We start from the raw sequence: 12872 nt of genomic DNA on the forward strand, positions 1-12872 counted from the left end.
CCCGGCACTGGATGAATACGCCCAGACCCTCTTAACAAAAGAGGCGGGATTGTAATCATTGACTCATAAATAGTCAATAATCACCCAATGTTAATTTCCGGACATCGGATTATACGTTTTGTGAGCCAGAGCGCAAGGATCCTTATTAGATCCCTACTTGATTTAGGAACTTTTGTAGTCGTGGATCCTGTGGATTATTAAATATTTGATCCGGCGTGCCTTGTTCTACAATCACGCCATCGTTCATGTAGATCACACGATCCGCCACTTCTTTAGCAAATTGCATTTCATGCGTTACCACCAGCATGGTTTGGTGACGGGTAGCGAGCTTTTTCATGAGCGAAAGTACTTCGCCCACCCACTCAGGATCCAAGGCTGAGGTTGGCTCATCAAACAGCAACAATTCCGCCTCTAGGGCCATGGCTCGGCCAATACCGACTCGTTGTTGTTGCCCTCCAGAGAGCGCGGCAGGGTAGCTGTCGGCGCGATCGCCAAGACCGATATCATCCAAGATGTGTTGAGCACGTTGATAGGCTTGTTCTTTATTCCAGCCACGAACCGTGATGAGTCCTTCGGCAATATTTTGTTTGGCGGTTAAATGGGCGAATAATGCGTAGTTTTGAAACACAAACCCGGTTTTTCGTCGTAGTGCCAAGATCTCTGATTTTATGTAACTTTTAGTGTCAACTCTGACATCATCGATACAGATCGAACCTTTATTAGCGGATTCTAAAAAGTTGATGCAGCGAAGGAGTGTGGATTTACCTGTGCCACTGGAGCCGATAATGACCACTATTTCACCTTTACTGATCTCTAAATCAATGCCAGCTAAAACTGAAGTTTCACCAAATTTTTTATGGAGATTATTAATTTTTATCATCGCTGGTACGCCTTATTTAGTTTCACTTCCGCCCAGATTTGTACGCGAGTTAAAATCACCACCACGCCCCAGTAAATTAATGCGACCGCCAAAAATGCTTCGAAAAATTTAAAGCTGGAAGACGCTTCCATTTGCGCTTTTGCCATGATTTCTGCCACGCCTAGGGTAAATGCAAGCGACGTGGATTTGATCATATCAATGAAATAATTCATCAAAGAAGGCAGGGCAATACGGGTTGCCTGAGGAAGAATGATCCGCCTCATGGCCTGACTGGTTGTCATACCGACAGATAAGCTGGCTTCCATTTGAGAGCGATCAATACCGATGATAGCAGCACGAATGCTTTCGGCCATGTAGGCAGCAAAATGCAAGCTGAGGCCAATTACCGCAGCGCTAAAGGCATCTAAGCCAACAAAAATAGGGAAAACTTGTGGTAAGCCGTAATACAGTAAAAACAGCTGAACTAAGAGCGGGGTGCCGCGGAAAAAGCTGATATATAGCTGGCTGAGTTGATCCAGTACCGGAACTTTAAAGACTCGAATATTAGCGAGAGCAATAGCCAATGCTAATGAGAAAAATAGCCCCCAAATTGCCATCTCCATTGTTGTACCTAAATACTTTAATAAGATAGGCAACAGTTCTAGCATATACGTTAAGTCAAAACCCATGGTGATACTCTCTTAATTTAAGGGTCTACAAAGGTGACAAAACCCACTACCAAGATAGTGGGTTTTCGATGGTTTATGATGATAACGCGTTATAATTACTTTTTCGTAATGTCGGCATCAAACCATTTTTGAGAAATTTTCGCCAGCGTACCATCTGCACGCATAGCGGCTAAGGCTTTGTTCACTTCTGGTTGTAATTTTTGACCGCGTTCATTGTTTAAAAATGGCCATGCATTTTCAATTGTTTCAAATGGTTGACCTGCTAGCTGCAGTGGTAAACCTGATTCTTTAATCAATTCAAGAGCAGACAGGCGATCCATAACAAACGCATCTGAACGCCCTAAAGCCACATCGTGTTCAATGCCTGTGTCGTAAGTTTTAATGGTGATCTTGTTGTCTTTGTCATGAGCACGCAGCAGCTGTTCGAAGTTGGATCCTAAGTTTACAGCAACGGTTTTACCATTGAGATCGTCAATACTTTTAATGCTGTCGTTGCCCTTACGAACCGTAATTTGTGCGCCATCAACCACATATGGGTCTGCAAATAGGTATTTGGCTTGGCGCGCTTCCGTCATGGTGATTTGGTTTGAAATGGTGTCAATGCGGCCTGTTTCCAGTAAACCGAATAGACCAGAGAAACTAGCAGTGACGTATTCCACATTATAATCGTTACGGCGAGCAATTTCGTCCCATAAATCCACTTCGAAGCCTTGGAGCTTATCTTGTTTTACGAATGTGAATGGGAAGTAGCGACCAGACATACCAACTTTTACATCAGTGGCTGCATAAGCGGCTTGTCCTGTTGCGGCGGTAAGGGCTACGGCGGTAACAATTGTTTTAATCCAGTGTTTCATCTGTCTACTCCTCTGCTGACGGAAACAGGATGTTACTTTGTTCTAATAGGAATAAATAAATAACCAGAAGTTATTAAAAATAACCGAAATCATGGTCGGCGAATTATTCATCATCTGTTGATGATCATGTGGGTAGTTATGGGAAATGTGTGGTGATCAAGGGAAAAGTAGGCCGATCTTGTGAATAACTTCGATCTTATTCACTGGATCACCGATCAATTGCTGGCGATCCGTCACTGAGAGGTATAAAATTACTGCCCTTTTTCAATAATCTAATGGTGAGTCATCGTGTCATCTTCGCTTTGGTTGCAATGCTTACAGCGCCTACAAGAAGAATTACCTACGACAGAATTTAGTATGTGGGTTCGACCGCTACAGGCTGAGTTGAATGACAATACTCTGACTCTGTTTGCGCCTAATCGATTTGTTCTTGATTGGGTCCGCGATAAATACCTCAATAGCATCAATAGATTATTGAATGAATTTTGTGGTGCTGATGTTCCTATGCTGCGTTTTGAAGTGGGGAGTCGCCCGGTTTCTGCGCCGCCACCTGCGCCTACCCCAACCGCCGCCGATGTGGCTGCGTCTATGTCAGCGCCAGCGCAGTTGCAAGCGCGTAAGCCAGTTCATAAGTCATGGGAAACATCAGGGGCGGGCGATGAAGCGCCTGAAATTAACCACCGCTCTAACGTCAATCCAAAACACAAATTCACCAATTTTGTGGAAGGTAAATCGAACCAGTTAGGTTTAGCGGCTGCCCGCCAGGTGGCTGATAACCCTGGTGCGGCTTATAACCCATTGTTTTTATATGGTGGTACGGGTTTAGGTAAAACGCATTTGTTACACGCAGTAGGGAATGCGATCACCGATGGCAATCCTAATGCCCGGGTGGTGTACATGCATTCCGAGCGCTTTGTCCAAGATATGGTCAAAGCGCTGCAAAATAACGCCATTGAAGAATTCAAACGTTATTACCGCAGTGTGGATGCATTGCTTATTGATGATATTCAATTTTTTGCGAACAAAGAGCGCTCGCAAGAAGAGTTCTTCCACACCTTTAACGCTTTATTGGAAGGCAATCAGCAAATTATTTTAACGTCTGACCGCTACCCACGTGAAATCAGTGGGGTAGAAGATCGTTTAAAGTCTCGTTTAGGCTGGGGTCTAACGGTTGCGATTGAACCGCCAGAGCTAGAAACTCGTGTCGCGATTTTGATGAAAAAAGCAGAAGATCATCAAATACGTTTGGCTGACGAAGTGGCTTTTTTTATCGCGAAGCGATTACGTTCAAATGTGCGTGAACTGGAAGGGGCGCTGAATCGTGTGATTGCCAATGCGAACTTCACAGGCCGTGCCATTACCATTGATTTTGTGCGTGAAGCTCTGCGTGATTTATTGGCGTTGCAAGAAAAGCTGGTTACCATTGATAATATTCAAAAAACGGTAGCAGAGTACTATAAAATAAAAGTGGCGGATTTATTATCTAAGCGCCGCTCTCGCTCTGTTGCTCGTCCTCGTCAGTTAGCTATGGCTTTGGCGAAAGAGCTTACCAACCACAGTTTGCCTGAAATCGGTGACGCGTTTGGTGGGCGAGACCATACAACGGTTCTGCATGCCTGTCGTAAAATTGCGCAACTTCGTGAAGAAAGCCACGATATTAAAGAAGACTATTCGAACCTGATTCGTACTTTGTCTTCATAATTAGCCGTTACATAAGTTAATAAGTTATCTGAATATGAAATTTACAGTTGAACGTGGACATTTACTCAAGCCTCTACAGCAAGTGTCTGGTGCATTAGGTGGTCGTCCTTCTTTGCCTATTTTAGGTAACATCTTACTTCAGGTTGCTGATGGTTGGTTGTCCATGACGGGCACTGACTTAGAAGTAGAACTGGTTGGTAAAATTGCACTGGAAGGCGATTTTGAAGTGGGCAGTGTGACGGTTCCTTCTCGTAAGTTTTTAGACATTTGCCGTGGCCTTCCTGATAGCGCGGTGATCACCATTGCTCTTGAAGGCGATCGTGTTTTGATTCGCTCTGGGCGCAGTAAATTCTCTTTGGCTACCTTACCTGCCAATGATTTCCCCAATATTGAAGATTGGCAAAGTGAAGTGGAAATTACCTTACCACAAGCCAGTCTGCGCAAGCTCATTGATAGCACTCAGTTTTCAATGGCGAACCAAGACGTTCGTTATTACCTCAACGGCATGATGTTTGAGACGGAAGGCACCTTATTACGCTCAGTAGCGACCGATGGTCACCGTATGGCGGTATGTAATATCGAACTGGGAACCGAGCTTGCAAGTAAACAAGTGATCATGCCTCGTAAAGGGGTATTAGAGTTGGTTCGTTTGCTGGAATTTCCTGAGCAGGAAGTGACGTTGCAGATCGGTAACTCGAATTTGCGTGCATCTGTGAATAACTTCATTTTTACCTCAAAACTGGTTGATGGTCGTTTCCCTGACTATCGCCGTGTTATGCCGCAAAGCAGCAACAAGACGTTAGAAACCAGCTGTGATGAGTTGCGTCAAGCTCTGTCTCGTGCGGCGATTTTATCCAATGAAAAATTCCGCGGTGTGCGTGTTAATTTGGCTGGCTCACAAATGTGTATTACGGCCAATAACCCTGAGCAAGAAGAAGCAGAAGAGTTCTTGGATGTGAACTATCAGGGTGATGAGCTCGAGATCGGCTTTAACGTCAGTTATGTATTGGACGTATTAAATGTATTAAAATGCGACCAAGTCCGTATCTCGATGACCGATGCAACCGCCAGCGCCTTAATTGAAGATTGTGCGAACGATGAAGCCATGTATGTGGTGATGCCAATTCGCTTATAATTGGCGACATAAAACATGTCATTAACGCGTCTTATTATTAAAGATTTTCGAAATATTGAAGCCTGTGACTTAACCTTGTCACCAGGCTTTAATTTTCTTATTGGCCCAAATGGCAGTGGCAAAACCAGTGTACTAGAAGCGTTATACTTGCTGGGGCATGGCCGCTCTTTTAAAAGTTCGTTAACTGGACGAGTTATTCGCAATGAGTGCAGTGAACTGTTTGTGCATGGCCGCTTTACTAGCCCTGAGCAATTTGAGTTGCCCATTGGAATAAATAAAAAGCGTGATGGCACAACAGAGGTTAAAATAGGCGGCGAATCAGGGCAGAAATTGGCGCAACTGGCTCAAGTGCTGCCGTTGCAGCTCATTCATCCGGAAGGGTTTGAACTATTAACCGATGGTCCTAAATTTCGTCGCGCGTTTATTGATTGGGGCGTGTTTCACGTTGAGCCCGGTTTTTATGAGGCGTGGGGGCGAGTAAAACGGTTGTCGAAACAGCGCAATGCGTTATTAAAAACCGCATCAAGCTATCGAGAGCTGAGCTATTGGGATCAGGAATTAGCACAGCTGGCTGAGCAAATTAGCCAGTGGCGTGCGGATTACATTACTGATATTGCAGAAGCAACTCAGAAAATTTGTCAGGCATTTTTGCCAGAGTTCGAGATCAAGTTGTCGTATTATCGTGGTTGGGAAAAAGACACCCCGTACGCGGAATTATTACGCGCTAACTTTGAACGTGATAGACAATTGGGCTATACCGTCAGCGGCCCAAATAAAGCTGACTTAAGAATAAAGGTAGCCGGCACTCCGGTTGAAGATGTGTTGTCTCGAGGTCAGCTCAAACTGATGGTTTGTGCGCTGCGATTAGCTCAAGGACAACATTTGACTCAAGTGACTGGCAAACAATGTATCTACCTAATCGATGATTTTGCCTCCGAACTGGATAGCCATCGTCGGCAATTGCTGGCGGAATGTTTGCAGCAGACTGGCGCACAAGTGTTTGTTAGCTCAATCACTGCTGAGCAGATTGCTGACATGCATGATGAAAATGGCAAAATGTTCCACGTGGAACATGGTAAAATAGACCAAGGATTATCAACGCGAGAGTAACTCATGTCCAATAATTATGATTCATCGAGCATTAAAGTGCTTAAGGGCCTGGATGCGGTACGAAAGCGTCCAGGAATGTATATCGGCGACACAGATGACGGCACAGGCCTACACCACATGGTGTTTGAGGTTGTTGATAACTCAATCGATGAAGCTCTTGCGGGTCACTGTAATGACATTATCGTGACGATTCACGAAGACAGCTCGGTGTCAGTGAGCGATGACGGTCGTGGTATTCCGACTGAGATGCACCCAGAAGAAGGGGTATCTGCAGCCGAAGTTATCATGACGGTATTGCACGCCGGCGGTAAGTTTGATGATAACTCATACAAAGTCTCTGGTGGCTTGCACGGGGTTGGTGTTTCGGTAGTAAACGCCCTATCTGAAAAGGTGGAATTAACCATCCACCGTGGTGGTCAGATCCATCAGCAAACTTACCATCATGGTGAGCCTACATCACCACTAAACGTGATTGGTGAGACTGAAAAAACAGGTACACGCATTCGTTTCTGGCCAAGTGAAGAAACGTTTACCAATGTGTTGTTCCACTACGACATTTTAGCAAAGCGTCTACGTGAGCTGTCGTTCTTGAACTCTGGCGTATCCATTAAGCTGATTGATAAGCGTGAAGAAGACAAACACGATCACTTCATGTTTGAAGGTGGTATTCAGGCGTTTGTTGAGCACTTAAACCGTGCCAAAACGGCCATTCACCAAAAGATTTTCCACTTCAATTTTGAACGTGAAGATGGCATTGCTGTTGAAGTGGCGATGCAGTGGAACGATTCTTTCCAAGAAAACATATTATGTTTCACGAATAACATTCCACAGAAAGACGGTGGTTCTCACTTAGCGGGTTTCCGCTCTGCATTGACGCGTACCCTGAACTCTTTCATGGACAAAGAAGGTTATTCGAAAAAAGCCAAAGCGGCGACATCGGGTGACGATGCGCGTGAAGGTTTGACGGCTGTGGTATCGGTGAAAGTACCGGACCCTAAATTCTCAAGCCAGACCAAAGATAAGCTTGTGTCTTCTGAAGTGAAGCCTGCGGTTGAATCCACTATGGGTGAAAAACTGTCTGACTTCTTAATGGAAAACCCAACTGAAGCGAAAATGGTTTGTTCGAAAATCATTGATGCCGCTCGTGCTCGTGAAGCTGCACGTAAAGCGCGTGAGATGACACGTCGTAAAGGCGCATTAGATATTGCAGGTCTTCCAGGTAAGCTTGCAGACTGTCAGGAAAAAGATCCGGCGGTTTCTGAACTGTACATTGTGGAAGGGGACTCTGCTGGTGGATCGGCCAAGCAGGGACGTAACCGTAAAAACCAAGCTATCCTGCCGCTAAAAGGTAAGATTCTAAACGTGGAAAAAGCGCGTTTTGATAAGATGCTGTCTTCTCAAGAAGTTGCGACTCTGATCACCGCATTAGGTTGTGGTATTGGTCGTGATGAATACAACATTGAAAAACTGCGTTATCACAACATCATCATCATGACCGATGCCGATGTCGATGGTTCTCACATTCGTACGCTGTTACTGACGTTCTTCTATCGTCAAATGCCTGAGCTGATTGAAAATGGTTACATCTACATTGCTCAGCCACCACTGTACAAAGTGAAGAAAGGTAAACAAGAGCAGTACATCAAAGATGAAGACGCCATGGGTCAATACCAAGTGGCATTGGCATTGGATAATGCCTCTTTGTTTGTAAACCCAGATGCGCCGGCGATTGCAGGTCCTGAGCTTGAAAAATTGGTAATTCAATACAATGCAGGCATGAAGCTCATTGAGCGCATGAGTCGCCGTTACCCACTGGCACTGTTGAACGAGCTGGTTTACACACCGCGTTTAACGGCGGAAGCGTGTGCTGATGAAGCAACGGTTGAAGCGTGGACAAAGCAGTTAGTTGAACACCTAAATGCTAAAGAATCGGGTGCAAGCCAATACAGCCACGGTGTTGAAAAAGACGAAGAGTCTGGCGTATCGCTACCTAAGCTAGTGGTTCGTACTCACGGTGTTGAACACGAATACCTTCTGAGTGTGGATCTATTAAACTCGAAAGAGTATGGCCGCATTGCTGAGCTGTCCGAAGCGCTAGATGGATTGATTGAAGAAGGTGCATACATTCAACGTGGTGAGCGTAAGCAACCTATCGAGCAATTTACAGATGCATTGTCTTGGCTGATTAAAGAGTCTCGCCGTGGTCTTTCATTGCAACGCTATAAAGGTTTGGGTGAGATGAATCCAGATCAGTTGTGGGAAACCACCATGGATCCAGAATCACGTCGTATGATGCAAGTAACGATTCAAGATGCCCTAGCTGCTGATGAATTGTTTACGACCCTAATGGGTGATCAGGTTGAGCCGCGTCGTAACTTCATTGAAGAAAACGCATTACGTGTAGCAAACCTAGACGTGTAATTGACACAAAAAGAGATTTCACATCGATAAACATGAAAACACCACTTAACTTTAAGTGGTGTTTTTTTATTTGTAGGTTTTTGAAAAATAAAAGGAAGAAAAAATTATTCATTTATTTCCTTGAAAAGTGATTGGCCTATCCTTATATCTATTTATGAAGAGGACGCCAATAGGGTTCTCTGAAGCGTTTGTCCCACTTTGCTCATGAGAGGAAGTTAAGGGAAAGCACATAATTTGACACTTAGGTTCGTCGCCATGTCCCAGAGCAACAGTGCCCGTGGAATGACGTTGGATCCCTTAGCTCAACCTTTACTGAGTTAAGACTATTGCTTAATTTTAGAGGATAGTATTATGCGTAATGTAGATTTCACTCCGTTATACCGTAGCGCCATTGGTTTTGATCGTCTGTTAAACATGATGGAAACCAATTCTAATAAAGGCAGCAATGGCGGTTACCCTCCGTACAACATCGAACAGCAAGACGAACATCACTACCGTATTACTATGGCAGTGGCGGGCTTTTCTGATGAGCAACTTGATATCACCCAGCAAGAGAATATGTTGATCGTTCGTGGTCTTCGCGGTGATGAGCAAGAAACCAAAAACTACTTGTACCAAGGCATTGCAGAGCGTGATTTTGAGCGTAAATTCCAGCTGGCTGATTACGTAAAAGTGATTGGTGCGGACATGGAAAATGGCCTACTTCATGTGGATTTAGAACGAGAAATTCCAGAAGCGATGAAGCCACGTAAAATTGCGATTAATGGCAACAAGCTTATTGAAGCAGAATAAAGAAAAATTCTGTACCTTAATAACGGTGAATAAAAAAAGAGCGCTCATACGGCGCTCTTTTTGATCGTCTTGTATTTTTTATAACACAGGCAGATTACACTTCGGCGTAGGCTTTGGTGACTTCTTCGGCAATGGCGTTAATGCCTTTTTGCATCATTTCTTCATTTTGTACGTAGTTCATACGCAGGCATTGATGAGCATGATCCCAGTCATCGTCTTGACCAATAAAGAAGTACTCGCCAGGCACAATCAGTACGCCACGTGCTTTTAGGCGCTTGTACAGCTCCATGGTGGTGATTGGCAGTTCATCAAACCATAGCCATAAAAACATCGCGCCTTCAGGTTTGTGGATCTTAAAGCGAGGGTCGGTGATGGCCGTTTGTAACATGGTGATCGCGCTGGTGGCTTTTGCCTGATAAAACGGCTTGATGATGTTTTCACTTACCCGTAATAGATCGCCTGATTCAATCATGTGATGACCAATAGCAGGACCTAAACTGCCTGGCGCTAAACTAATGATGCCATTTAGGTTCGTAAGCGCTTGGGTGATTTCTTCATTGGCGATCACGATGCCACAACGCACGCCTGGCAAGCCGAGTTTAGATAAGCTCATGCATAAAATGGTGTTTTCATTCCAGAATGGCGTGACCTCTTCAAAAATAATATTTGGGAAAGGAGTGCCATATGCATTGTCGATGATCAGTGGGATATTGTGCTCACGAGCTAATTTATCCAGTTTGCTGATCTCTTCATCCGTCAGAACATTACCAGTTGGGTTGGTTGGGCGTGAAGCACAAATTGCGCCTACCGAGTCATCCACTTTTAGCTGGTTGAAATCAACGTGGTATTTGAATAAGCCGTTCTCTAATAACTCAATTTCTGGGCGGTAAGAAACAAAGCTCTCTTCTTCTAAGCCAGCTTCACCATAGCCAATGTATTCAGGGGCTAATGGCAATAAGATTTTTTTCTTCTCCCCATTGGGGAAGGTGCCTGCGAGCAGGTTAAATAAGTAGAAAAAGGCGCTTTGACTGCCATTGGTTAGGCTGATGTTTTTCTCTGAAATGTTCCAGCCATAAGTCTCTTTAAGTAGTTTTGCTAATGATTTTACAAAAGCGTCTTTACCTTGCGGGCCATCGTAATTTGCGAGTGCATTAACCAGTTCACCGGAGTCGAGCATTTTTTGGCTTGCTTGCTGAAAGTAATCAAGCATTTCTGGGATAGCCGCAGGGTTGCCGCCTCCGAGCATGATGGCACCTAGGGTACGTAAACCATCATTAAGATCATCCATTAATTGAGTTATACCGGCATAGCGATTAAATTTTTCGCCAAACTTGGAAAATTCCATTACGACTCTGGCCTCATTGCATTGGGTTATTTTATTGTAAGAAAAACTCAACATACCTGATTGCCAGTGAGACTTAAAGTACAAGGTTTAACTTATAATTAATTTATACAATAGGAGAGAACGGTCGAAACAGGCACCAGTTCGTGCCTGTTGCGTAGACTATTTGTTGGTTTGATGACCGCTGAAAACCACCATGACTTTGTCGTTTTCAAGCTGGCGACTAAAGGCATCGTAATTTTGATTAGACAAATTTTGATGCTTGCCTGCCCCGAGAGCGGGATGTTTGGCTCTAAATTTCAGGAGTTTTTTCCAATGGGCTCGCAGTTGTTGTTGGTGGCGAGTTAATGAATCCCATGGCATCGGTGAAAAATTTCCTTGGCGGAGATCTGAGCCACTTGGCCCTCTTTGCCTTGCAATTTCATCTCCATAAAATAAGCGAATAGGCCCAGATTGCAGGGCGAGTAAGGTGCTTGCTAACTGTTGTTGTTCCAGTTGAGTAGTGTATTGCTGCCAAAATAAATGTTCTTCAGGAGAGGACAGATAACTGATCTCGGTTTTGGCTGTATTGGTGTCAAACAGGGCTTGAGGCTGTGTGAAACAGTGTTGAGCTGCACTTGCCACTTGTTGTGTGGTGGTTGAGTCTAGGGTGAAACGAAGCGCATTTTTGGGGGTACTTGAGCTGCCAATAAGAATGAAATCTGTCTCGTTATTTTGTGTGTAGCGGTATTTTTGCTGCCATTGAGACAACGCTTGTTGGCTGCGCTGTTGCAGTAACGCTAACGTGTGTTCGGTGGCAGAGTCATCATTAATATAGAAGCCATCAATACCGTAATCTTCAACCCACTGAGTGAGCCATTCCACAATGTATTCAGGGGCGCTGGTATATGGTTGTGATTGGGCATAAGTATCGAGTTTGTGCTGATAAAACTTAGGAAGTTGAGCTTCACTTGTACTATGTGCCTGGCTGTACCACGCTGAATGCCACCATTGAGAAGAGGTCGATGATGGGGAAAAATCACGTGCGGCGGACCAGTTTTGATTCTTAGTTGAGGCGCTGTCGCTTGGTGTCCAGTCTGACCAAAAATCCGGTAATGCTTGCAGATTGGATGGTGAGCCTATGTGGTACTGCTGCATATCGGTGAGGGTTGGATGCTTGGCTGGGCTTAACTCGATATCCCAAATCACACGTATACCTAAAGCATGAGCCTGATCCATCAATTGTTTGAGCTCTCGGTTGGTTCCCATGCTGGCGTCTAAACGCGTCCAATCAAGGGCACTGCCACCAGCGTAAGGGTAGAGCTTAAAGTCTCCGTCTCCCCCAACGACCCAGCCGTGGACTTGTTCAATGGGTGAGCTGATCCATAACGCATTCACCCCCAGTTCAGCGAGATAATCCAGTTTTTGAGTTAGGCCGACTAAATCCCCACCATGAAAAGTGCCGATATTTTGTTGATTATCTTTACTGCGACTGTAGCTGTGATCGTTAACGGTTTTGCCGTTATAAAAGCGATCGGTGGCTACGTAGTAAAAGGTGGCGTTGTTCCAGTTAAACTCTGGTTTTGTGGCGGTGGCGGATTCAAGCAACAACACGCCTCCACTGCGTTTTCCGGGTAATAACGTGATGTGATTATCGATCACTTGAGCTTGTTTACCTGTGTAGGCATCTTTCACCCATTCGCCGTTAGAGAAGGTGGAAGAGACATCAACCGTGACTGGTTTTATCGTTATTTTGTGGCACTGGGCATGTATTGGGGTCGCCAGTGTGTTGGTAGCCGATGAAGGAGGCGTGATCTCATGAGCGGTAATTTGGCTTTGTGCTGAGTGTGGTTCTGATGTTGAGCTGGTGGTACTGCACCCTGAAAGTATGGCGGCCGAGATCAGAATGGCACAAAGGTGGTTGTTCATGAAAATCAGAATCCCTTCACTTATTTAATAGCAATCAATTTATAACGTCACTTAGAGTATA

At 44.8% G+C, this 12872-nt stretch carries 10 protein-coding genes; 5 read left to right on the forward strand and 5 right to left on the reverse strand.

Features of this window, described 5'->3' with window-relative positions:
• Positions 1 to 145 precede the first annotated feature (145 nt).
• The 3 genes from MHO82_RS20710 to MHO82_RS20720 form a co-directional block, all read right to left on the reverse strand.
• Positions 146 to 880 carry an amino acid ABC transporter ATP-binding protein gene (locus tag MHO82_RS20710; RefSeq protein WP_239187318.1) on the reverse strand — a complete coding sequence of 245 codons (735 nt, stop codon included), beginning with the start codon at positions 878 to 880 and terminating at the stop codon, positions 146 to 148.
• Positions 877 to 1548: an amino acid ABC transporter permease gene (locus tag MHO82_RS20715; protein ID WP_239187321.1), complete on the reverse strand. Its 672-nt coding sequence runs from the start codon at positions 1546 to 1548 to the stop codon at positions 877 to 879. The genes MHO82_RS20710 and MHO82_RS20715 overlap by 4 nt, the downstream gene beginning before the upstream one ends.
• Before the next feature lie 95 nt (positions 1549 to 1643).
• The gene (locus MHO82_RS20720; protein ID WP_239187324.1) at positions 1644 to 2402 is read right to left on the reverse strand and encodes an amino acid ABC transporter substrate-binding protein; all 759 of its coding nucleotides are present in this window, start codon (positions 2400 to 2402) and stop codon (positions 1644 to 1646) included.
• Positions 2403 to 2690: 288 nt separating this feature from the next.
• On the opposite strand from MHO82_RS20720, the gene dnaA reads away from it, so the two are divergent.
• The 5 genes from dnaA to ibpA all read left to right on the forward strand — a co-directional run bounded on the left by dnaA (position 2691) and on the right by ibpA (position 9561).
• A complete protein-coding gene (gene dnaA, locus MHO82_RS20725; protein WP_239187327.1) occupies positions 2691 to 4103 on the forward strand; it encodes a chromosomal replication initiator protein DnaA in 1413 nt (470 codons plus the stop codon).
• 34 nt (positions 4104 to 4137) lie between these two features.
• On the forward strand, positions 4138 to 5238 hold the full coding sequence (gene dnaN, locus MHO82_RS20730) for a DNA polymerase III subunit beta (protein ID WP_239187330.1): 1101 nt from the start codon (positions 4138 to 4140) through the stop codon (positions 5236 to 5238).
• A 15-nt stretch (positions 5239 to 5253) separates the two neighbouring features.
• Positions 5254 to 6348, forward strand: coding sequence for a DNA replication/repair protein RecF (gene recF / locus MHO82_RS20735; protein WP_239187333.1), 1095 nt, complete (start codon positions 5254 to 5256; stop codon positions 6346 to 6348).
• Between the two features lie 3 nt (positions 6349 to 6351).
• Positions 6352 to 8769, forward strand: a complete 2418-nt coding sequence (gene gyrB, locus MHO82_RS20740; RefSeq protein ID WP_239187336.1) for a DNA topoisomerase (ATP-hydrolyzing) subunit B — start codon at positions 6352 to 6354, stop codon at positions 8767 to 8769.
• 351 nt (positions 8770 to 9120) lie between these two features.
• Positions 9121 to 9561 carry a small heat shock chaperone IbpA gene (gene ibpA, locus MHO82_RS20745; RefSeq protein ID WP_239187339.1) on the forward strand — a complete coding sequence of 147 codons (441 nt, stop codon included), beginning with the start codon at positions 9121 to 9123 and terminating at the stop codon, positions 9559 to 9561.
• 94 nt (positions 9562 to 9655) lie between these two features.
• Here the strand turns inward: ibpA and MHO82_RS20750 are convergent, their stop codons facing one another.
• Positions 9656 to 10906: a valine--pyruvate transaminase gene (locus MHO82_RS20750; protein WP_239187342.1), complete on the reverse strand. Its 1251-nt coding sequence runs from the start codon at positions 10904 to 10906 to the stop codon at positions 9656 to 9658.
• Positions 10907 to 11065: 159 nt separating this feature from the next.
• Entirely contained in the window at positions 11066 to 12811 is a 1746-nt protein-coding gene (locus MHO82_RS20755; protein WP_239187345.1) for an alpha-amylase family glycosyl hydrolase, read from the reverse strand.
• Positions 12812 to 12872: the final 61 nt, after the last annotated feature.

Source organism: Vibrio sp. Of7-15 (assembly GCF_022347565.1).
In the GTDB taxonomy this organism is placed as follows: Bacteria; Pseudomonadota; Gammaproteobacteria; order Enterobacterales; family Vibrionaceae; genus NORP241.

Coding starts and splice junctions, on each gene's coding strand:
- MHO82_RS20755 (WP_239187345.1), bottom strand. CDS start 12,811: ATGAACAACCACCTTTGTGCCATTCTGATCTCGGCCGCCATACTTTCA.
- MHO82_RS20715 (WP_239187321.1), bottom strand. CDS start 1,548: ATGGGTTTTGACTTAACGTATATGCTAGAACTGTTGCCTATCTTATTA.
- gyrB (WP_239187336.1), top strand. CDS start 6,352: ATGTCCAATAATTATGATTCATCGAGCATTAAAGTGCTTAAGGGCCTG.
- MHO82_RS20710 (WP_239187318.1), bottom strand. CDS start 880: ATGATAAAAATTAATAATCTCCATAAAAAATTTGGTGAAACTTCAGTT.
- MHO82_RS20750 (WP_239187342.1), bottom strand. CDS start 10,906: ATGGAATTTTCCAAGTTTGGCGAAAAATTTAATCGCTATGCCGGTATA.
- ibpA (WP_239187339.1), top strand. CDS start 9,121: ATGCGTAATGTAGATTTCACTCCGTTATACCGTAGCGCCATTGGTTTT.
- dnaN (WP_239187330.1), top strand. CDS start 4,138: ATGAAATTTACAGTTGAACGTGGACATTTACTCAAGCCTCTACAGCAA.
- recF (WP_239187333.1), top strand. CDS start 5,254: ATGTCATTAACGCGTCTTATTATTAAAGATTTTCGAAATATTGAAGCC.
- MHO82_RS20720 (WP_239187324.1), bottom strand. CDS start 2,402: ATGAAACACTGGATTAAAACAATTGTTACCGCCGTAGCCCTTACCGCC.